The organism is Herbaspirillum sp. CAH-3, from assembly GCF_009668275.1.
Taxonomy (GTDB): domain Bacteria; phylum Pseudomonadota; class Gammaproteobacteria; order Burkholderiales; family Burkholderiaceae_D; genus Herbaspirillum; species Herbaspirillum aquaticum.
In genome coordinates this window covers 79,193-99,686 of sequence record NZ_VSWE01000008.1, presented here as the reverse complement: position 1 = coordinate 99,686, position 20,494 = coordinate 79,193, and the positions used below count along the sequence as shown (strand labels likewise).

Below are 20,494 nucleotides of genomic sequence, written 5' to 3'. Positions count from 1 at the left end.
CGTGCAGCCCGGAAAGCCCAGTTGGCACTGCCTGCGGGGCGATATGAAGGATATTTCAGGAAAGCAGGACGGCAGCCCTGCCCGGCGGGCAGGGGCGCGGGCCGTCTCAGGTCTGGATGAACTTTTCCAGCGGATAGTGATGCTTGATGAAGGGCGACTTGATGACGATGTAGCTGAAATACTTCTCGATGCGCAGGTTCTGTTCCAGCAGCGACTCGATCACGCTCTGGTAATGCACCACGCTGCGGGTCATGAACTTGAGCAGGTAGTCATAGCCACCGCTGACCAGGTGGCATTCGATGATCTCATCGACATTGCGGATGGTGGCCTCGAACTTGGCGAAGTCTTCGCGGCGATGGTCCGAGAGCGTCACTTCGGTAAACACGATCTGGACATCGGCCAGCTTCTCCAGCCGGATATAGGCGCCATAGCCGCTGATGTAGCCGGCCTTTTCCAGGCGCTTGACGCGGATCAGGCAGGGGCTGGGGGAGAGGCCGACGGCGTCGGCCAGGATCACATTGGTAATGCGGCTATTCTGCTGCAGGTGACACAAAATCCTCAGATCGATCCGGTCCAGTTTCAACGCGCCGTTAGTCATCATGTTGCCTCGGGTTATTCGACTCAGCCCGCCGACGCTCCTGGCATGGCGTGCACAGGGAGAGCCGGCGGGATGTAGCAGGGCATTTTAACCCCTCCTGCCGTGATTTCCCCATCGGGCAGGGGGCATTGCTCGCGATGGTGTGCTCAGCGCAAGGCCGCGCGCACCTCGGGTTGGGCCAGCACCTCGTCCAGGATGGCCCGCAGGCGCGCAAACATCAGCGCGAAATCCTCTTGCGTGTAGCACAGCGCAGGCGCAAAGCCGAGGATGTTGTCGCCGAACGCGCGGAACACCAGGCCGTGGCGATAGGCCACCTGGAAGATGCGGTCATGCAGTTTCAGCTCGGGCGCAAAGCGGGCCTTGGTCTGCTTGTCGGCCACCAGTTCCAGCGCACCCAGCAGGCCACGGCTGCGGGCATCGCCCACCAGCGGATGGTCGAGCAGGGCGCGCAGGCCGCCGGCGAAGACCGGTTCCAAGCGCCGGCCGTTTTCCAGCAGGCCACCTTCTTCATACAGCCGCAGGACCTCCAGCGCCACCGCCGCGCTGACCGGATGGGCCGAGTAGGTCTGGCCATGGCCGACCACGGTGCTCATCGGCGCGCCATCGGCAATGCCGTTGTAGACGCGGTCCGACATCATCACCGCGCCCATAGGCGCATAGCCGGCGGTCAAGCCCTTGGCCATGGTCATCAGGTCGGGCTGCACGTCTTCGTCCAGGCAGGCGAACATCGGGCCGGTGCGGCCGAAACCAGTGATGACCTCATCCACCACGAACAGGATGTCAAGCTGGTTGCAGGCCAGCTGCATGCCTTTCAACCAGCCCTTGGGCGGCACCACCACGCCCCCGGAACCCTGGATCGGTTCGCAGAAGAAGGCGGCGACATTGTCCGCGCCCAGTTCGTCGACCTTGTCGCGCAGCGATTGCACCGAGGCCGCAATGATGGCTTCATCGCCCTGCAGCTCGCTGCGGTAGGGATAAGGCGAGGGCAGGTAATGCTGGGTCGGCAGCGGCAGGTTGAAGTGGTAATGGAAATTGGGCAGTGCGGTCAGGCCCGCGCCCACCGAGGACGAACCGTGATAACCACGTTGCAGCGAGATGAAATGCTTCTTGGCCGGCTTGCCGATGGAGTTGTGATAGTGCGTGATGTAGCGAATGGCGGCATCCACCGCATCGGAGCCGCCCAGCGTGAAATACACGTGTTTCAGCGACGCCGGGCTGATGTCCACCAGCTTCTTGGCCAGCAGGATGGCCGGTTCCGAAGCGAAGTGGAAATAGCCGGTGGCGTACGGCAGGCGCTGCATCTGCTCGGTGGCCGCACGGATCACGCTCTCCTGGCCATAGCCGGTATTGACGCACCACAGTCCCGAGAAAGCATCCAGCAACTGCTTGTCCTGGTGATCGGTCAGGTAGGCGCCCTGGCCGGACTTGAGGATGATGGGGCCCAGCTCTTCATGCTCGCGGAAGCTGGCAACAGGGTGGATCAGGTGGCTGCGGTCAAGCGCGGCCAGGGCGGAAGTTTGCATAGAGAGGGACTCGCTGAAGATGCGTTGAACAAGGCCGTGCAGGCAAACGGCACAACCGGCATGTGTTCTATCCTATGCCCCTGGCCTCGCAGCCGATGCGCAAGATGCGGGCCTGAAAAAGCATCTTCATGGGTTTTGCGCGCTGCTGCGGCATTTTCTGCGGCAGCAGCGCGAGCACCTCAGCCCAGCGCCTGGTTGACGATGGAGAACAGCTGCATGCCCGCATCGCGCGCCGGTGCTTCACCCTTGCACATGCGCGTGACGTGGTCCACGCAGGTCAGGCCCAGCTTGTCGAACCAGGCCGGCAAGCCGCTCGATTCGAATACGTCGATGCGGATGAACGAATCCGAATAGGTATTGATCCAGTGCGCGATCAATCCCTTGGCACGTTCCGCGTCCGGCGCCACCACCGGCCCGATCACGCGCCCATGGCCGAAGCGGCGCACCAGCGCAAAGCCCAGCATCTCGCCATCGCGGTCCAGTGCCACGCCTTCGGATATCTCCAGCAATGCCAGCAGCAGCTTGCTGCGATCCATGCCGGTGGCTTGGGCATCCAGTTCCAGCAGGCGATGCACGTCATTCTTGCCCATCGGCCGCACGCGCTCGCCCGGTGGCAGCGAGACCAGCACCGGTTGCGCCGAGGACCCCTGGAACTGGTGCAGCACATCCTGCTGCACGAAACCCAGTTGCTTGTAGAGCGGCATGCCGGCAGCCGTGGCATTGACGATGAGGCTGCGGCCATTGACCTGGCTGGCGGCGTGCTGCATGAGCCGCCGTCCCAGGCCGCGCCGCTGCAATTCGGCTTGCACCAGCAACATGCCAATGACCGCGTGGTGCTCGCCATAGGTGGTGCAGACCACGCTGCCCACCGTGCGCAGCGGGGCATCCGATGCCGTGTTTTCCAGCAGGTAGCCTTGCCCCATCTGCAGCAGGAAATTCCAGTCTTCCAGCCGGTGCGGCCACTTGAAGCGCAGCGACAGCCGGTGGCAGTGGCCCAGGTCATCCGTTGCAATCGGCCGCAAGAGCAAGTCGGGCAAGGGCTCGCGGGCGGTCTCGGGCTGGTGGTTGGACAGCGCGGGCATGGGGGCTCCTGTTGGTTTCAGTGAGAGGGACAGCAAGGCCGGGGATGGCTCAGAGCTGGCCCTGGCAAACGTATTTGGTGTGCAGGTAGTCATCCAGGCCATGCACCGAGCCTTCGCGGCCATAACCGGATTCCTTGACGCCGCCGAAGGGCGCGGCTTCAGCGGCCAGCGCACCCTCATTGACGCCCACGATACCGCTCTCCAGCGCGTCGGTGACGCGATGGATGCGGCGCACATCGGTCGAATAGAAATACGCAGCCAGGCCAAAGGGCGTGGCATTGGCAGCGGCAATCACTTCCTCTTCCGTCGCGAAGCGGGTAATGGGTGCCACCGGTCCGAAGGTCTCTTCGCAGCTGCACTGCATCTCGCCGGTGACGTTGGCCAGTACCGTCGGGGCATAGTAATTGTCGCTCTCGAAGCCCGGACCCTGCAGGCGCTTGCCGCCGGTGATCACGCGCGCACCACGCCCGATGGCATCGCGCACGTGCTGGTCGATCTTGGCGATGGCGCGGGCGTTGATCATGGGGCCGATCTGCGAAGCCGGATCAGTAGCCGGGCCGACCTTCAGTGCCGCCACGCGCGCACCGAGCTTGGCCACGAAGTTCTCATAGACCTTCTCCTGCACGTAGATGCGGTTGGGGCTCACGCAGGTCTGGCCGCCATTGCGGAACTTGGCGGCCATCACGCCATCGATGGCGGCGTCCACATCGGCATCGTCAAAGACGATGAAGGGCGCATTGCCACCCAGTTCCAGCGAAAGCTTCTTCAAGGTATCGGCCGAATGGCGCGCCAGGTGCTTGCCCACGGCGGTCGATCCGGTGAAGCTGATCTTGCGCACGCGTCCGTCGGCCAGCCACACGTCGACCACTTCCGGGGTGCGTTCGCGCGAGGCGGTCACGATGTTGATGACGCCAGCCGGCACGCCTGCTTCCAGCGCCAGGCGGATCAGCGCCAGCGAAGTCAGCGGCGTATCCTCGGCCGGCTTGCACACCACGGTGCAGCCGGCGGCCAGGGCCGGCGCGATCTTGCGGGCAATCATCGCGGCCGGGAAATTCCACGGCGTGATGGCCGCCACTACCCCCACCGGTTCCTTCAAGGCCATCATGCGGCGGCCGGTGACCGGTGCCGGGATGATGTCGCCGTTGGCGCGCGTGGCTTCTTCGCCGAACCATTCCACGTAGCTGGCGGCATAGGCCACTTCACCCTTGGCCTCGGCCAGGGGCTTGCCCTGTTCGCGCGAGATCAGGCGGCCCAGGTCTTCCTGGTGCGCCAGCAGCAGGTCGTTCCAGCGCTTGATGATGGCGGCGCGCTGCTTGGCCGGCGTGGCACGCCAGGCCGGGAAGGCGGCCACCGCCGCATCGACGGCGGCGCGGGCATCGGCAGCACTGCCGTCAGGGACGGTGGCGAACACCTGGCCGGTGGCCGGGTCGGTCACCTCCAGCACACGGCCGTCGGCCGCAGCGCGCCACTCGGCGCCGATCAGTTGGGTGCCGGGCATCAGGTCCTGGCGTTGCAGAGTCAGAGTCAGAGAGGTCATGGTGAGCATTCAGCAAAAGTTAATGCAACTATCAACGAGCATTCAGTAAAAGTTAATGCAGCCAGCGGCGCGCCATCACGCCATCAAGCCAGTTTGTCCTTGAGCTGGTAATACAGGCCGATCACCGGCAGGAACCATGGCGGCCCGAAGTGACCGGGGATGGCCGGCCATTCGCGTTCGCGCCAGGGGTTGGCCAACTCGTCACCGGCCATGACCTGTGCCATGCACTGTCCCATGTGCACCGACATCTGAGTGCCGTGGCCGCTATAGCCCATGGAGTAATACAGCCCGTCGCGTTGGCCGGCCTGCGGCAGACGGTCGCGGGTCATGTCGACCAGGCCGCCCCAGCAGTAATCCAGGCGTACCTGGCCCAGCTGCGGGAAGGTCTCGTGCAGGCTCTGGCGCAGGATCTCGCCGCTGGCCGCATCGGACTGCGGGCTGGAAATCGCGAAGCGCGCCCGTCCGCCAAAGACCAGGCGGGTATCGGGCGTCATGCGGAAATAGTGGTGGATGTTGGCCACCGTCGTGTAAGTGCGCTGCTTGGCCAGCATGGTAGCGGCGCGCTCGGCCCCCAGCGGTTCGGTCACCACGATGAAGCTGCCGATGGGCACGATGCGCCGGCGCAGCCAGCCGAAGCTGCCATAGGCACCGTGGCGGCTGGCGCCGGTGGCCAGCAGCACCTGCTTGGCCGTGATGGTGCCGCGCGCGGTGTGGACGCGATGCGCGTGGGTGTTGCCGATGCGTTCCAGGCGTCGCACTTCGGTGCCGGTATGGATGGCCGCGCCGTGGCGTTCGGCCGCCGTGGCCAGGCCCCAGGCGAAGCGGCCCATGTGCATCTGGCCGCTGCGCTTGTAGAGCAGGCCGCCGTGGAAGCGCTCGCTTTGCACCTCGGCGCGCACGCGTGCGGCATCCAGGATCTCCACGTCGCTGTCCACGCCATCGGCGATGAGGCGGTCGGCGCTGCGTTGCAGGGCATCCATCTGATAGGGTTTGGTAGCCATCTTGAGCTTGCCGTGGCGCAGGAAATCGCAGGCGATCTGTTCCTGCTCCACCAGTCGCGCCACCGTGTCGACCGCGTCGTCATAGGCGTGATACCAGGCGCGGGCACGCTCCACGCCGACCTTGGCGGCGACCTCGGCATAGTCCACGGCCAGGCCGTTGTTGACGTGGCCGCCATTGCGGCCCGAGGCTTCAGCGGCCACATGCGGGCCGGCTTCCAGCACCACCACCGAGGCCCCGCGCTTGGCCAACGCCAGTGCCGCCGACAAGCCGGTAAAGCCGCCGCCGACGATGGCCACGTCGACCTGCGTGGGCAGCTCGCGCGTGGGGGAGATGAACAGCGGGGCAGAATCGGTCCAGTAGGATTCCAGCTTCATGGTCGGGGCTTCAGGCAGGTGAATGGGGAAAGGTGGGCTTGCAGACGCACTGCGCCATGTCATCAAGGATAGAACGCACAGGCCAGCGCCGTGACGCGAACTGCCCTGCGCCAGCGGCATGGCATGCCGTTGTGGCGTCGGTGTTCGGCATTTTGTTTGCCATGCGGCATCTCCGGATGAAGTGGCGGGGCGGCATCAATAACCGCGCTGGCGATCGATCAGGCCCAGCAGCGGCAGCCCCTCGCGATGGCGGCGCAGGTTCTCCAGCACCGCCTCGACCGCGCCATCGGGCTGGGTCATGCTGGCGATATGGGGCGTGAGCACGATGTCGGGATGGGTCCAGAAGGGATGGCCCTGCGGCAAGGGTTCGGTCTCGCACACGTCCAGTACGGCGGCGCTCAACTGGCCGTCATTCAAGGCGGCCAGCAGGTCGTCTTCGACCAGGTGGCCCCCGCGCCCGACGTTGACCAGTGCCGCACCGCGCGGCAATTGCGCAAACAGCTCGCCATTGAGCAGGCCGCGTGTATCGTCGGTCAGCGGCACCAGGCACACCAGCACATCGGTGCGCGCCAGGAAGTCGCGCAGGCCATCGCTGCCGCTGTAGCAATCGATACCTTCCATCTGGTGGGCCGAACGGCTCCATCCGGCGCAGGGGAAACCCAGTCCGTGCAACTGCTGCAGCACGGCGCGCCCCAGCATGCCCAGGCCCAGCACGCCTACGCGGCAGGCCGAGGCCGGGCGCACGCGATGGGCGCGCCATACCTGGTCACGCTGCTGGCGCGCGTAAATGCGGCTGTCGCGATGCAGGCCCAGCACGGCGTGCGTCACGTACTGCACCATGCCGGCGGCAATGCCGGGCTCGGTCATGCGCACCACCGGCAGGTCCGGGGGCAGGGTGGACATGTCGAACTGGTCGATGCCGGCGCCGACCGAGAACAGGATTTCCAGGTTGGGGAAGCGTTGCGCGATATCGTCCGGCGGCGTCCAGGCGGCCAGGTAGCGCACGCTGGCGCCATCGCCTTCATGCGGCCAGATGTGGAAGGGCAGCTCGGGGGCCTTCTCGGCAAACAGTTGCGCCCATTCGGCGCCACGGACCGGATCGGCCTTGTAGAGAAAAGTCATGGTGGTGTTACGCCGGTCGTTCAGCCCAGCGCCTGGTTGATCATGGAATAGGTGCGCCACGCCGTGGCGGGTGCGGGCGGGGTGCCACGGCACATGCTGACCACGTTGTCCACGCAGGTCAGGCCGATCTCCTCCAGCCAGGGTTTGAGGCCGGTGCGGCCCGGCACGTCGATGCGCAGGTAAGCGCCCGGATAGGCGTTGATCCAGTAAGCGATGAGCTTCTTGGCATCCTCCACATGGCTGGCGATGACCGGGCCGATCACGCGTCCGCGCCCGAATTCGCGCAGGTAGGCCACGCCCTTGACCTGGCCGCCCTGTTCCAGCACGGCCACTTGGGAGCTGTCCAGCAGCGGCACCAGCAGGGCACTGCGGTCCATGCCGCTGGCCTGGCGGTCCAGCGCCAGCAGGAAGGGCAATTCGTCCTTGTGCAGCGCACGGATGCGCTCGCCTGCGGCCAGCACCGGGGTGGCATGCGCGGTGGTGCTCTGGTGCTGGCTCAGCGTGTCGGTGACCACGAAGCCCAGCTTTTCATAGAGCGGACGTCCGGCCTCGGTGGCATTGAGGATGACGTTGCGCGTGCCTGCATCCTGCAGCAGGCGCTGCATCATGGCGCGCCCCAGGCCACGGCCCTGCAGGGCATCGGCGATGATGACCAGGCCCAGCGAGGCATAGTCCTCGCCCAGCGGGCAGAGCATGCCGCTGCCGGCCACGCTGCGCGTGCCATCGGGCTGTTCCAGTTCCACCGCCCAGCTGCTGCTGACCTGATGGTGGAACTGCCAGTCGGCCAGCCGGTGCGGCCAGTAGAGATGCAGGCTCATGGCGTGGCAACTGGCCAGGTCCTCGGGGCGCATGGGGCGCAGGGTGGTCTGTACGGCCTGCCCGGCCGGCAGCGTGCTTTGGGTAGTCATGCAGCGTGTCCTTGTCGATACGGTGGCGGTGCGGATCAATCGAGGGCGGGAGTCGCCCCTGTTCCGCCAAATCATATAAATGGTTTGCTTGATTCAGTCATCTCGCGCCGCGGGCCCCGCCCGTTGGCCGGGCCTGCAACGCTACCCCAGCGATGATGCACCCGGCGCGGCATAGTGCGGCAGTTTTCGGGCCTGCCAATTCGCAATCTTATGGCGATCTGCCCCCTCTTCTCGGCACAAAATTGGGCGCCACCGGCAGTAGCATGGTGCAGCCCCGCAGGCTCTGCCCAGGCAGTGCAGCGAGGTGTGCAGGCCGATGCGACGGTCAATGGCCTGTGCGACGGCAGCCTCGGACATGCGCCAGCTTGCGGACACAATCCGCACCAGCTTGGTGAAAATGCCCCAAAGCAGCGCACCCGGCTCGCATTGCTGCACTGCTCGGCAAGCTATGCTGATTGGACCGCTGAAAACACATATTTCTGTTTCGCGGCCCGGTCAAAAAGGAATAAATCGCAAGTTTCGCTATGTTGTAATCCTTCTCATGCAGTCAACCGTAATCCCGCAAGCAAGCAGCCTCCAGCGCAGGCCTACCAGGTGATGCGCCCCCTTTTTTGACAGGACGATTTTCCATGAGCATTTTCAAGCCCAAGTTCATTACCTTCGATTGCTACGGCACCCTGACCCGTTTCCAGATGTCGGAAACCGCACAGAAGATCTACGCCGATCGCGTCTCCGCCGAAGACATGCCGTTCTTCCTGCGCCAGTTCGCAGCCTATCGCCTCGATGAAGTGCTGGACCAATGGAAGCCCTACGAACAGGTCTGCAAGAACGCCATCACCCGCACCTGCGCGCGCTGGGGCATCAAGACCACCGACGAGGAAACCGGTGCCTTCTACAAGGCCGTGCCGACCTGGGGTCCGCACGCCGACGTGCCGGCCGGCCTCTCCAAGGTGGCCAAGGAGTTCCCGCTGGTGATCTTCTCCAATGCCGACGACAGCCAGATCATGCACAACGTCGAGCAACTGGGCGCACCCTTCCACAAGGTCTTCACCGCCCAGCAGGCGCAAGCCTACAAGCCGCGCCTGAGCGCCTTCGAATACATGCTCGACAACCTGAACTGCAATCCGGAAGACGTGCTGCACGTCTCTTCCAGCCTGCGTTACGACCTCATGCCGGCCTCCGACATGGGCATCAAGAACAAGGTCTTCGTGGCACGCGGCCATGAACCCTCGACCCCGTATTACGGCTACACCGAGATCCAGGACATCTCCGGCCTGCCGGGCGTGCTGGGTCTGTAAGGCGCTTGTCAGTAGTGAGGGAGCCGTGTGGCTCCCGTGCAGTTTCCGTCATTCCCGGTGTGCTCCCGAGCTGGTATCAATGTTGCGAGGAGTCTGCCGGACCCAATAAGCGGCATGCCCTCCCGAGGGATCTGCAACATGCAGACGGCAGGGCAGGCCGGTGGTCTTCGTGGTTGAACATTTATCGTGAGGCATTTCATGAGCAAGCAGGAAAACGGACATCACCCCAAAGAGGGTTCCATCATCACCGGCGATTCGCTGGACCAGGCCCCTGGCGGTTTCACCCGCCGCGACATGATGCGCACCCTGCTGGCCGGCAGCCTCATGACGGTCGGCGGCACCGGCCTGTTGACCGCCAGCGGCAGCGTCATGGCGCAGACCGGCAAGCGCGGCGGCAAGATGCGCATCGCCACCCAGACCAGCTCCACGGCCGATACCCTGGACCCGGCCAAGACCGCGCACTCCACCGACTACACCCGGGTGCACATGTTCTACAACGGCCTGACCAAGCTCGATGGCAAGCTCGCACCGCAGATGGTGCTGGCCGAAGAAATGCTGACCACCGACGCCATCACCTGGACCGTCAAGCTGCGCAAGGGCGTGGTCTTCCATGACGGCAAACCGCTGACCCCGGCCGACGTGGTCTATTCGATCATGCGCCACAAGGATCCGGCCACCGCCTCCAAGGTCAAGGTCGTGGCCGACCAGTTCGAATCGGTCAAGGCCACCGGCCCCAACGAAGTCCAGATCAAGCTCACCAGCGCCAACGCAGACTTGCCGGTGATCCTGGCGACCGCGCAGTTCCTCATCATCCGCGACGGCACCACCAACTTCAGCACCCCCAACGGGACCGGTGCCTTCAAGCTCAAGGAATTTACCCCGGGCGTGCGCACCATCGGCGTGCGCAACGAGAATTACTGGAAGCCGGGCCTGCCCTACCTGGACGAAGTCGAACTCTTCGGCATCCCCGACGAAGCCGCGCGCGTCAATGCGCTGCTCTCCGGCGACGTGCACTGGATCAATGACGTCAATGCCCGTTCCACCGGCCGCGTCAAGGGCACGCCGGGCTATACCGTCATGGAAACCAAGTCGGGCCAGTACACCGACCTGGTCATCCGCCAGGACCAGGCCCCGGGCAACAGCATGGACTTCACGCTGGGCATGAAGTACCTGCTGGACCGCGAACAGATCAAGATGGCCGCCTTCCGTGGCTATGCCGTGACCGCCAACGACCAGCCGATCGACCCGACCAACCGCTTCTACTTCGCCGGCCTGCCGCAGCGTCCCTTCGATCCGGAGAAGGCGAAGTTCCACCTGGAGAAGGCAGGCGTGCTGGGCAGCACCATCCCCATCGTGGCCTCGGTGGCCGCCACCGGTTCGGTCGACATGGCCGTGCTGATGCAGCAGAGCGCCGCCAAGATCGGCCTGAAGCTGGATGTGAAGCGCGTACCCGCAGACGGCTACTGGTCCAACCAATGGATGAAGGTGCCGGTCGGCTTCGGCAACATCAATCCGCGCCCCAGCGCCGACATCCTGCTGACCCAGTTCTTCAAGTCGGATGCACAGTGGAACGAGTCGGGCTGGAAGAATCCGCAGTTCGACCAGCTGGTGGTGGCCGCGCGCGGCGAGACCGACTTCACCAAGCGCAAGGCGATGTATGCCGACCTGCAGACCATGATCCACGAGAAGTGTGGCCTGGGCATCCCGGTCTTCATCATCAACCTGGAAGGCATGAGCACCAAGGTCAAGGGGATCGATCCGGTGCCGCTGGGTGCGTTCATGAACTACACCTGTGCGGAGTACGTCTGGCTGGACGCGTGAGTCCGGGAAAGTCTCACGCCTGACCTACGCTGTCAGTGGAAGTCGCGCGGGACCGGTCCATCTCGATGGCCGGCCCCGCCACTCGTTACCGAGGAAAGCTATGAATGCAATGATCCTGCGTCTGATCGTGCGCCGCCTGCTGCAGGCTGCGCTGACGCTGCTGCTGGTCTCGGCCGGCGTGTTCTTCATCACCAACCTGTTGCCGGGCGACGCCGCCCAGACCGCACTGGGCCAGGCCGCCACGCCCGAGACGGTGGCCGCGCTGCGCCTGCAATACGGCCTGGACCTGCCGGCCCCGCTGCGCTACGCGCACTGGCTGGGCAACCTGCTCTCGGGCAACCCCGGCATGTCGCTGGTCAACAATGTGCCGGTGGCGCAGATGATCGGCGGCCGTCTGCCGGCCTCGCTGATGCTGGCGGCCGTAACGGCCCTGGTGTCGGTGCCGCTGGCGCTGTTCCTGGGCATCTTCTCGGCCATGTATCGCGGTTCCTTCTTTGATCGCGCCGTCAACGTCAGCGCGGTATCGATGGTGTCCGTGCCGGAATTCCTGGTGGCCACGGTGGCCGTGATGATCTTCGCGGTCAAGCTGCGCTGGTTGTCGGCCCTGTCGCATGCCAGCGATGCCGCCACCCTGGGTGCTTTCATCAAGGCCTATGCCATGCCGGTGCTGACCCTGTGCTGCGTGATCGTGGCCCAGATGACGCGCATGACACGCGCGGCCGTGATCGACCAGCTGCGTTCGTCCTATGCCGAAATGGCGCTGCTCAAAGGCGTCAAGCGCACCCGCATCGTGCTGCGCCATGCGCTGCCCAACGCCATCGGCCCGATTGCCAATGCCGTGGCGCTGAGCCTGTCCTACCTGCTGGGCGGCGTCCTCATCGTCGAGAGCATCTTCAATTATCCCGGCATCGCCACCCTCATGATCGATGCCGTGACCACCCGCGACATGCCGCTGGTGCAAGCTTGTTCCATGATCTTCTGCACCGGCTACCTGCTGCTGGTGCTGACCGCCGATGTGCTGGCCATTGTTTCCAATCCAAGGTTGAAGACCCGATGAAAGCTCTCCACGACTCCCCCGGCACCGAAGCGGGCGCGCCTGTCGCACCGGCTGCCGCAGCCACCGCACCGGCCAAGCGCGTGCGCCGCCATTCGAACATGGCCTGGATCGGCATGGTGATCGTCGGCTTCTGGATCCTGATGGCCATCCTCGGCCCCAGCATCTCGCCCTACGACGCCACTGCCATCGTCGATACCGACGTGTTCTCCGGCATGAGCCACAAGTTCCTGCTGGGCAGCGACTACCTGGGCCGCGACATGTTGAGCCGCATCCTCTTCGGCACCCGCGCCACCATCGGCCTGGCCTTGCTGTCGACCGTGGTGGCCAGCCTCTCCGGTACCGCCATCGCCTTGTTCGCGGCCTTCTCGGGCGGCTGGCGCGATGCCGTCATCAGCCGTGCGCTCGATGCCCTGATCTCCATTCCCAGCAAGATGTTCGCGCTGATGATGGTGGCCACCTTCGGTTCTTCCATGTTCCTGCTGGTGCTTACCGCTGCCATCACCTACATGCCCGGTGCCTACCGCATCGCCCGTTCGCTGGCGGTCAACGTGCAGGCCATGGAATACGTGCAGGCTGCGCGCGCTCGCGGCGAGGGCGTGTGGTACATCATGACCGTGGAAATGCTGCCCAACATGATCCGCCCGGTGCTGGCCGATTTCGGCCTGCGCTTCGTCTACGTGGTGCTGCTGCTGTCGGGCCTGAGCTTCCTCTCGCTGGGCGTGCAGCCGCCGGATGCGGACTGGGGTTCGCTGGTGCGCGAAAACATTTCCGGCCTGGGCGAAGGGGCCCTGGCGGTGATCATGCCGGCCCTGGCGATTGCCTCGCTGACCATCGGCGTGAACCTGTTGATCGATAACCTGCGCGGCAAGCGTGCTGCCAAGGAGTAAGCCTGTGAAGCAATTCGATATCTTCCTCGGCAAGGAAAGCGGCGCCGGTGCTGGCGCTGCGGCGGGCGCGGCGGCAGTGCGGCCGCTGGTGGAAGTGCAGGGCCTGCGCGTGAATGCCCGCAAGGACGACGGCAGCCAGGTCGAGATCGTCAAGAACGTCAATTTCACCGTCGCCCCCGGCGAAGTGCTGGCCCTGATCGGTGAATCCGGTTCCGGCAAGACCACCATCGCACTCTCGCTGCTGGGCTATGCGCGTTCCGGTTGCCAGATCGTTGGTGGCCAGGTGCGCATCGGCCAGCGCCAGATCGACCAGATGGATGAGAAGGCACTGCTGGCCATGCGCGGCCACCACGTGGCCTACATCGCCCAGAGTGCGGCCGCCGCCTTCAATCCGGCCCGCACCCTGATGGACCAGGTGATCGAAAGCGCCCTGCAGCACGGCGTGATGGACAAGGCGTCCGCCATGCGCAAGGCGGTCGAGCTGTTCCGTGCGCTGGCCCTGCCGAACCCCGACAAGATCGGTGAACGTTATCCGCACCAGGTGTCCGGTGGCCAGTTGCAGCGCGTGATGGCGGCCATGGCCCTGATCACCGATCCGGAACTGGTGATCCTGGACGAACCCACCACCGCGCTGGACGTGACCACCCAGATCGAAGTGCTGCGCGCCTTCAAGAAAGTGGTCAAGGAAATCGGCACCACCGCCGTCTACGTGTCGCACGACCTGGCCGTGGTGGCGCAGATGGCCGACCGCATCATCGTGCTGCGCGATGGTGCCGTGCGCGAAGTCGGTAGCACCGAGCAGGTGCTGCATGCCCCGGCCGATACGTATACCCAAAGCCTCATCGCCGCCGCCTGCCCGGCGGCGCGCGTGGTGCAACTGCGCGAGATCCTGCCCGAGACCGTGCCGGCCGAAGCCCGTGCCCCTCTGCTGCGCATCAGCGGCCTGGTGGCCGGTTACGGCGCACCGGACCGGCTGGGCCTGCCGGGCGTGCGCATCCTGGATGACATCAACCTCACCATCCAGCGCGGCAGCACCGTGGGCATCATCGGCGAATCCGGTTCCGGCAAGACCACCCTGGCGCGTGCCGTGGCCGGCATGATCGCACCGGCGCGCGGCAGCATCCAGCTCGATGGACAGAACCTGTCACCCACGCTCGAAGGCCGCACCCGCGAACAGTTCCGCCGCGTGCAGATCGTGTTCCAGAACGCCGATACCGCCCTCAATCCGGCGCACTCCATCGGCCGCATCCTGAATCGTCCGCTGTCCTTCTACCATGGCTTGAAGGGCGATGCCATGCGCCGCCGCACGGCCGAACTGCTGGACCTGGTCAAGCTGCCTTCCAGCGTCATCGACCGCCTGCCCGCCGAACTCTCCGGCGGCCAGAAGCAGCGCGTGAACCTGGCCCGGGCATTGGCCGCCAAGCCCGACCTGATCCTGTGCGACGAAGTGACCTCGGCGCTGGACACCGTGGTCGCCGCCGCCATCCTGGAACTGCTGGCCGAGCTGCGGCGCGAGCTGCAGGTGTCCTACATGTTCATCAGCCACGACATCAGCACCGTGCGCGCCATCTGCGACGACATCGTGGTCCTCTATGCCGGCCGCATGGTGGCCAACCGTCCGCGCGAAGCCATGATGGCGCCGCCCTATCACCCGTATTCGCACCTGCTGCTGTCGTCGGTGCCGGCCATGCAGCAAGGCTGGCTGGAACAGGTGGCCGGCGCCGGCCAGCACAAGCTGCCGCCGATTGGCGCGGTCGATCCGTCGCCGGAGATCTGCGCCTTCCTGCCGCGCTGTGCGCAGCGCATCGATGGCGTCTGCAACGTGGTGCCGCCGCGTCGCCGCAACATGGAGCATGGTGGCGAAATCCTCTGCCACCGTTCGGATTCGGATCTGCAGCAGTCGCAGCTGCCGCTGGTGCCGGTGGAGGGCATCACCGTCTGACCCGGTTACCCACCCAGCCGCCCACGTGGCCATGTGCCATGGCGGGCAGGCAAGGCAGGCCACGAGCATTAAGCCGCATTTAATGCTGGATTCGTTGAGCATTAATCACAGGATCAGGCGCGGCTCGTAGCATCGTCATGGATAGCATGCTGTCGGCCCCGGCGCCGGCCATGAAGCAAAGATTCGGGCAGGACCGCAAGAGCACCGTGGAGTCGGTCTCGCAATCCTGCCCATCCCCAAGGAAACAGGAGAAGAAATGACTGCAGCGTTGGTGTTGTACCGTGCCTCCGGCACCCCCGTATCCACCCCATTCCATCCGGGCGCGCTGGGCGCCTCCGACCCCTTCGCCGCCGTGCGCGAAATTGCCTGGCAAGGCGTCGGCGGCATGAGCGCAGGCCGCCTGCGTTTTGAAGGCAGCCTCGATATCGCCCGCTTCCCGCACCAGGAAACCCTGGTGGTGGTGCAAGGCGAACTGCGCATCGAAGCCGAAGGTGCCGCGCCGCTGGTGATCAAGCCCGACAACGGCGTGGTCATCGCCACCGGTGCCGCCCTGCGCATCACGGCCACGCAGCCGACCCTGGCCATGTTCTGCGCGGCCGACTGCCCGCACCCGGTGCAGCCGGGCGTGTTCCCGCTGGTGGCCGAGGCCAACTTCAAGCCCTCGGCCAATTCGCTGCCCAAGGAAATCCTGCTGGGCGAGGTGCCCACCTGCCGCAGCGACAACGTGATCGATGAAAGCTCCATCGGCTGCAAGATCGGCACCTGGGATTCCACCCCTTACCACCGCATCGTGCGCGCCCATCCGGTCAATGAATTCATGCACATCCTCGATGGCGGCGTGCGCTTTGCCGAACCCGATGGCAGCGTGGTTTCGGTGGAGCGGGGCGACGCCGTCTTCGTGCCGCTGGGTGCGGCCATCGGCTGGGAGAGCAGCGCACGCGTGGCGAAGTACTACGTCGTGCAGACCGTCGCCGCCGAGGGAGGAAAGTAAGATGTCGCCCCCACTCGTGCAGGTCCAGAGCCCTACCATTCCCCCGGCCTCCGCCGATGTGGTCGTCATCGGTGGCGGCATCGTCGGCATCTTCACCGCCTACTATCTGGCCAAGCGTGGCATCTCGGTGGCGGTGGTCGAGAAGGGCCGCATCGGTGCCGAACAGTCCAGCCGCAACTGGGGCTGGTGCCGCCAGCAGAACCGCGACGCGCGCGAACTGCCGATGGCGACCAAGAGCATCGACCTGTGGGAACAGTTCTCCGCCGAGACCGGTGAGGACACCGGTTTCACGCGCTGCGGCCTGCTCTATCTTTCCAACGATGATGAAGAAATCGCCCGCTGGGCAGCCTGGGGCGACTTCGCCAAGACGGCCGGCGTGACCACCTACATGCTCGATGCCAAGCAGGCTGCTGAACGCGGCCATGCCACCGCACGCGCCTGGAAAGGCGGCGTCTTCTCGCCCACCGACGGCACCGCCGACCCGGGCAAGGCAGCACCGGCCGTGGCGCGCGCCATCATGAAGCTGGGCGGCCACGTGATCCAGCAATGCGCCGCACGCGGTATCGAAACCGAAGGCGGCCGCGTCTCGGGCGTGATCACCGAAGCTGGTGTCATCAAGACCAAGGTAGCCGTCATGGCCGGTGGCGCATGGGCTTCGTCGTTCTGCCATCAGCTGGGCATCCGCTTCCCGCAGGCATCGGTGCGGCAATCCATCATGAGCGTGGCGCCCATGGAGCAGCCTTTGCCGGGCGCGCTCTACACCTCGGGCGTCGCTGTCACCCGCCGCAGCAATGGCTCGTATGCGCTGGCCATCAGCGGCCGGGCGCGGGTCGATCCGACCATGCAATTCCTGCGCTTCTCGCCGCAGTTCCTTCCGATGTTCGCCAAGCGCTGGCGCAGCCTGTCGCCGGGCGGGCTGGAAGCCTGGCGCAGCGGCCACGAGACCCTGACGCGCTGGCGCATGGATGCGCCTACGCCCATGGAACGCATGCGCATCCTGGATGCGTCGGCCGATCCGGTCTCGATCCGCGCCACCCATCGCCGCGCGGTCGAATTGCTCCCGCAGCTGGCGCAGGCCAAGGTCACGCATACCTGGGCCGGTTATGTGGACAGCACGCCCGATGGCGTGCCGGGCATCGGCGAGCTGCCGCAGACACCGGGCCTGATCCTGGCGGCCGGTTTCTCCGGCCACGGTTTCGGCATCGGGCCGGGGGCGGGCCACCTGATCGCGGACCTGGCCAGCGGTGTGGAGCCCATCGTCGATCCGCGTCCCTATCACCCCAATCGTTTTTCGGATTCGTCCTGGGGCAAGGTGGCGGATTTCTGAAGCGGCTCAGCGCCGCCAGGGCACGGGCTGGAAGGCCCGCTTGGCGGCGTCGAGGAAGACGCGCTGGCGCAGCGTAAGGCCCTGGCGGCCCGGCAGCAGCGCCATGATGGGTGCGGGATCGAGCTGCCAGCCGGGCAGCACGCGCTTGAGGCTGCCATCGGCCACCAGATGCGCGCAGTCCCATTCGGAACGCGCGACGAAGCCGTCGCCATCGAGCGCCCAGTCGCGCGTGATGGTGCCGTCATTGGACGAGAGCGCACCATTGAGCTTGACCGTGAGCGCCTTGCCGGTGCGGCGGCCAGCACTGTCGACGGGCGTAAAGCGCAGGCGGCTGAGGTCGTCGTCGTTCTCGCGCAGGCTGAGGTAGGGATACTCGGCCAGGTCCGAAGGATGCTTGATGCGCTGCATGCGTTTGGCCAGCACCGGCGCGGCACACAGGAAGCGCGCATTGGGCGCGAGGAAGTGCCCGACCCAGGAAGAGCCCTTGACGCGTCCGATGGAAATGATCGCATCAGCGCCGGTGGAGGCCGCCAGCGGACTTTCGGCCAGCAGCAGCGAGATGTTCAGATTGGGATGGCTGCGGTGCAGGTCGCGGATCAGCGGCGCCACGTAGCGACGCCCGAAGCCGAAGGGCGCGACCACGCGCAGCGAACCGCTGACGTTGGCCAGGTTGCCGCCGGCCCCGCGGTCCGATTCGCGCGAGACGCTGGCGGTGATGGATTCGATGCGCTCCAGGATGTCCATGGCTTCCTGCACCAGGCGCTGGCCTTCGTCGGTGAGCGCGAAGCCGCGCGCGGCGCGATTGGCCAGGCGCACACCGACGCGGTCCTCGATGCGCTGCAGGCGCACCGTCACTGCCGGTGGCGTCAGGTCGAGCAGGCGGGCAGCACCGGCCAGCGAGCTGGCCGAGCCCAGGGCACGCAGCAGTTGCATGTCATCGAGTTGCAGCATTAAAAACCTCTTAATGGTGAATTGAACGAACATTAAACATCGCTGAAGGTCTTTTGGCTACAGTCCATCACAGGAAATGCGTCGGTTATCCTGACCGGCCTTCCTTCCACTTCAGCCTGGCCCATCATGAACAACACAGCACACACTACCCCCGTCACCCTCAACCCGACCGGCCTGGCCACACCGGGTGGCCACTACAGCCACGTCGCCATCGGCAATGGCATGGTCTTCATCTCGGGCCAGTTGCCCATCGATGCGAGCGGGCACAAGCTCACCGAGGCCAGCTTCGAGATGCAGGCCCTGCAGGTGCTGGCCAATGTGGAAGCCGCACTAGCCGGGGCCGGCAGCGACATCGGCAAGCTGCTGCAGGTCCGCATCTATCTCACCGATGTGGCGCACTGGCCTGCCTTCAACGAAATCTACGCACGCTGGGCCGGCAGCGCCCGCCCGGCGCGCGCCGTGGTGCCGGTCCCGGCGCTGCACTTCGGCCTGCAGGTCGAAGTGGAGGCCACGGCACTGCTGTGACACTGCGCCGCACGCGCAACCAACCCGAAACAAGGACAACCCGACATGACCCGCACCGCTTCCACCGACACCGTTTCCCCGCTGGCGCACCTCAAGCGCAACGGCCGCCTGGATCACTTCTACATCGATGGCCAATGGCAGCGCCCGCAAGGCGAGGGAGTGGCTGCCGTGGTCTCGCCGGCTACGGAGGAACGCGTCTGCGAGATCGCACTGGGCAGCGCCGCCGATGTGGACCAGGCGGTGCAGGCCGCGCGCCGGGCGTTTGCCGCGTGGGCGGCGACCTCGCCGCTGGAGCGCGCCGCGCTGCTGGGCCGGGTGCATGCGCTGCTGGTGGAGCGTACCGAGCTGTTCGCGCAGGCACTGACGCTGGAGATGGGCGCCCCCATCGCCTATGCCCGCACCGCCCACGTGCCGCTGGCCGCCGAACACCTGCGCGTGGCGCGCGACAACCTGGCGGACTATCCCTTCATTCGTCCGCGCGGCACCACGGCCATCGTGCGCGAGCCGATTGGTGTCTGTGCCCTCATCACGCCCTGGAACTGGCCGATCTACCAGATCACCGCCAAGGTTGGCCCGGCACTGGCCGCCGGTTGCACGGTGGTGTTGAAGCCCAGCGAACTCTCCCCGCTGTCGGCGCTGCTGTTTGCCGAGATCGTGCATGAGGCCGGCATTCCGGCTGGCGTCTTCAACCTGGTCAACGGCAGCGGTCCCGAGGTCGGTGCGGCCATGTCCTCGCATCCGCAGGTGGACATGATCTCGATCACCGGTTCCACCCGCGCCGGCGTGCTGGTGGCGCAAGCGGCCGCTGTCACCGTCAAGCGCGTGGCCCAGGAACTGGGCGGCAAGTCGCCCAATGTGGTGTTGCCGGATGCGGACCTGGACCGTGCCATCCCGCCGGGTGTGGCGGCCGCTTTCCGCAACATGGGCCAGTCCTGCAGCGCGCCCACGCGCCTGATCGTGCCGCGTGCGGCCCTGGATCGCGTGCATGAACTGGCGCTGGCAACGCTGGCCCAGATGAAGGTGGGCGACCCCACCGATGCCGCGACGACCCACGGTCCGCTGGCCAACCGCGCGCAGTTCCTGCGGGTGCAGCAGATGATCGAGGCCGGCATGCAGGATGGCGCGCGCCTGCTGGCCGGTGGTGCCGGACGTCCTGACGGTCTGGAGCAGGGCTACTATGCCCGGCCCACGATTTTCTCCGACGTGCATACCGACATGGTGATCGCCCAGGAAGAAATCTTCGGACCCGTGCTGGCCATCCTGCCCTACGACACCGTGGAAGAAGCCATCGCCATCGCCAACGACACCGTCTATGGCCTGGGCGCGCACGTGCAGGGCACCGACAAGGACCAGGTGCGCGCCGTGGCCGCCCGCATACAGTCCGGCCAGGTGCACCTGAACTATCCGGCATGGGACCCGCAGGCCCCCTTCGGCGGCTACAAGCAGTCCGGCAACGGGCGCGAGTATGGGGTGGAGGGCATGGAGGAATACATGGAAGTGAAATCGATCCTGGGCTACTACGCCTGATCGCCTTCATCACCGCCGTCAC

17 protein-coding genes are annotated in these 20,494 nt (G+C 65.6%); 9 read left to right on the top strand and 8 right to left on the bottom strand.

Features of this window, described 5'->3' with window-relative positions:
* Positions 1–106: 106 nt before the first annotated feature.
* The 7 genes from FYB76_RS11855 to FYB76_RS11825 all read right to left on the bottom strand — a co-directional run bounded on the left by FYB76_RS11855 (position 107) and on the right by FYB76_RS11825 (position 8,146).
* A complete protein-coding gene (locus FYB76_RS11855) occupies positions 107–601 on the bottom strand; it encodes an Lrp/AsnC family transcriptional regulator (protein WP_081486017.1) in 495 nt (164 codons plus the stop codon).
* A gap of 143 nt (positions 602–744) precedes the next feature.
* A complete protein-coding gene (locus tag FYB76_RS11850) occupies positions 745–2,121 on the bottom strand; it encodes an aspartate aminotransferase family protein (protein ID WP_154133766.1) in 1,377 nt (458 codons plus the stop codon).
* Between the two features lie 179 nt (positions 2,122–2,300).
* Positions 2,301–3,203 carry a GNAT family N-acetyltransferase gene (locus FYB76_RS11845; protein WP_154133765.1) on the bottom strand — a complete coding sequence of 301 codons (903 nt, stop codon included), beginning with the start codon at positions 3,201–3,203 and terminating at the stop codon, positions 2,301–2,303.
* A gap of 49 nt (positions 3,204–3,252) precedes the next feature.
* Positions 3,253–4,749, bottom strand: coding sequence for an NAD-dependent succinate-semialdehyde dehydrogenase (locus tag FYB76_RS11840; protein WP_195724622.1), 1,497 nt, complete (start codon positions 4,747–4,749; stop codon positions 3,253–3,255).
* Positions 4,750–4,823: 74 nt separating this feature from the next.
* The gene (locus tag FYB76_RS11835; RefSeq protein ID WP_154133764.1) at positions 4,824–6,116 is read right to left on the bottom strand and encodes an FAD-binding oxidoreductase; all 1,293 of its coding nucleotides are present in this window, start codon (positions 6,114–6,116) and stop codon (positions 4,824–4,826) included.
* Positions 6,117–6,311: 195 nt separating this feature from the next.
* Positions 6,312–7,238, bottom strand: coding sequence for a glyoxylate/hydroxypyruvate reductase A (locus tag FYB76_RS11830; RefSeq protein ID WP_154133763.1), 927 nt, complete (start codon positions 7,236–7,238; stop codon positions 6,312–6,314).
* Positions 7,239–7,258: 20 nt separating this feature from the next.
* Positions 7,259–8,146: a GNAT family N-acetyltransferase gene (locus tag FYB76_RS11825; protein WP_154133762.1), complete on the bottom strand. Its 888-nt coding sequence runs from the start codon at positions 8,144–8,146 to the stop codon at positions 7,259–7,261.
* Positions 8,147–8,775: 629 nt separating this feature from the next.
* Here FYB76_RS11825 and FYB76_RS11820 point away from each other — a divergent pair.
* The 7 genes from FYB76_RS11820 (at position 8,776) to FYB76_RS11790 (ending at position 17,469) form a co-directional block, all read left to right on the top strand.
* Positions 8,776–9,444: a haloacid dehalogenase type II gene (locus FYB76_RS11820; RefSeq protein WP_154133761.1), complete on the top strand. Its 669-nt coding sequence runs from the start codon at positions 8,776–8,778 to the stop codon at positions 9,442–9,444.
* A 198-nt stretch (positions 9,445–9,642) separates the two neighbouring features.
* Positions 9,643–11,265, top strand: coding sequence for an ABC transporter substrate-binding protein (locus tag FYB76_RS11815; RefSeq protein WP_154133760.1), 1,623 nt, complete (start codon positions 9,643–9,645; stop codon positions 11,263–11,265).
* A 100-nt stretch (positions 11,266–11,365) separates the two neighbouring features.
* Positions 11,366–12,322, top strand: a complete 957-nt coding sequence (locus FYB76_RS11810; protein ID WP_088755265.1) for an ABC transporter permease — start codon at positions 11,366–11,368, stop codon at positions 12,320–12,322.
* Positions 12,319–13,209 carry an ABC transporter permease gene (locus FYB76_RS11805; RefSeq protein ID WP_154133759.1) on the top strand — a complete coding sequence of 297 codons (891 nt, stop codon included), beginning with the start codon at positions 12,319–12,321 and terminating at the stop codon, positions 13,207–13,209. Before FYB76_RS11810 ends, FYB76_RS11805 begins: the two co-directional genes overlap by 4 nt.
* A 4-nt stretch (positions 13,210–13,213) precedes the next feature.
* Positions 13,214–15,151 (top strand): ABC transporter ATP-binding protein, encoded by a 1,938-nt coding sequence (locus FYB76_RS11800; protein WP_370516343.1) that lies wholly within the window; start codon positions 13,214–13,216, stop codon positions 15,149–15,151.
* Positions 15,152–15,407: 256 nt separating this feature from the next.
* Positions 15,408–16,142, top strand: a complete 735-nt coding sequence (locus FYB76_RS11795; RefSeq protein WP_154133758.1) for a cupin domain-containing protein — start codon at positions 15,408–15,410, stop codon at positions 16,140–16,142.
* Between the two features lies 1 nt (position 16,143).
* The gene (locus FYB76_RS11790; protein ID WP_154133757.1) at positions 16,144–17,469 is read left to right on the top strand and encodes an FAD-binding oxidoreductase; all 1,326 of its coding nucleotides are present in this window, start codon (positions 16,144–16,146) and stop codon (positions 17,467–17,469) included.
* A gap of 6 nt (positions 17,470–17,475) precedes the next feature.
* Here the strand turns inward: FYB76_RS11790 and FYB76_RS11785 are convergent, their stop codons facing one another.
* The gene (locus FYB76_RS11785) at positions 17,476–18,420 is read right to left on the bottom strand and encodes a LysR family transcriptional regulator (protein ID WP_154133756.1); all 945 of its coding nucleotides are present in this window, start codon (positions 18,418–18,420) and stop codon (positions 17,476–17,478) included.
* Positions 18,421–18,546: 126 nt separating this feature from the next.
* On the opposite strand from FYB76_RS11785, the gene FYB76_RS11780 reads away from it, so the two are divergent.
* Positions 18,547–18,945 carry a RidA family protein gene (locus tag FYB76_RS11780; RefSeq protein WP_088755259.1) on the top strand — a complete coding sequence of 133 codons (399 nt, stop codon included), beginning with the start codon at positions 18,547–18,549 and terminating at the stop codon, positions 18,943–18,945.
* Between the two features lie 45 nt (positions 18,946–18,990).
* Positions 18,991–20,472 carry an aldehyde dehydrogenase family protein gene (locus FYB76_RS11775; protein WP_154133755.1) on the top strand — a complete coding sequence of 494 codons (1,482 nt, stop codon included), beginning with the start codon at positions 18,991–18,993 and terminating at the stop codon, positions 20,470–20,472.
* The last annotated feature ends 22 nt before the right edge of the window (positions 20,473–20,494 follow it).

Coding starts and splice junctions, on each gene's coding strand:
- FYB76_RS11850 (WP_154133766.1), bottom strand. CDS start 2,121: ATGCAAACTTCCGCCCTGGCCGCGCTTGACCGCAGCCACCTGATCCAC.
- FYB76_RS11845 (WP_154133765.1), bottom strand. CDS start 3,203: ATGCCCGCGCTGTCCAACCACCAGCCCGAGACCGCCCGCGAGCCCTTG.
- FYB76_RS11810 (WP_088755265.1), top strand. CDS start 11,366: ATGAATGCAATGATCCTGCGTCTGATCGTGCGCCGCCTGCTGCAGGCT.
- FYB76_RS11830 (WP_154133763.1), bottom strand. CDS start 7,238: ATGACTTTTCTCTACAAGGCCGATCCGGTCCGTGGCGCCGAATGGGCG.
- FYB76_RS11855 (WP_081486017.1), bottom strand. CDS start 601: ATGATGACTAACGGCGCGTTGAAACTGGACCGGATCGATCTGAGGATT.
- FYB76_RS11835 (WP_154133764.1), bottom strand. CDS start 6,116: ATGAAGCTGGAATCCTACTGGACCGATTCTGCCCCGCTGTTCATCTCC.
- FYB76_RS11805 (WP_154133759.1), top strand. CDS start 12,319: ATGAAAGCTCTCCACGACTCCCCCGGCACCGAAGCGGGCGCGCCTGTC.
- FYB76_RS11780 (WP_088755259.1), top strand. CDS start 18,547: ATGAACAACACAGCACACACTACCCCCGTCACCCTCAACCCGACCGGC.
- FYB76_RS11775 (WP_154133755.1), top strand. CDS start 18,991: ATGACCCGCACCGCTTCCACCGACACCGTTTCCCCGCTGGCGCACCTC.
- FYB76_RS11785 (WP_154133756.1), bottom strand. CDS start 18,420: ATGCTGCAACTCGATGACATGCAACTGCTGCGTGCCCTGGGCTCGGCC.
- FYB76_RS11825 (WP_154133762.1), bottom strand. CDS start 8,146: ATGACTACCCAAAGCACGCTGCCGGCCGGGCAGGCCGTACAGACCACC.
- FYB76_RS11840 (WP_195724622.1), bottom strand. CDS start 4,749: ATGCTCACCATGACCTCTCTGACTCTGACTCTGCAACGCCAGGACCTG.
- FYB76_RS11790 (WP_154133757.1), top strand. CDS start 16,144: ATGTCGCCCCCACTCGTGCAGGTCCAGAGCCCTACCATTCCCCCGGCC.
- FYB76_RS11795 (WP_154133758.1), top strand. CDS start 15,408: ATGACTGCAGCGTTGGTGTTGTACCGTGCCTCCGGCACCCCCGTATCC.
- FYB76_RS11820 (WP_154133761.1), top strand. CDS start 8,776: ATGAGCATTTTCAAGCCCAAGTTCATTACCTTCGATTGCTACGGCACC.
- FYB76_RS11815 (WP_154133760.1), top strand. CDS start 9,643: ATGAGCAAGCAGGAAAACGGACATCACCCCAAAGAGGGTTCCATCATC.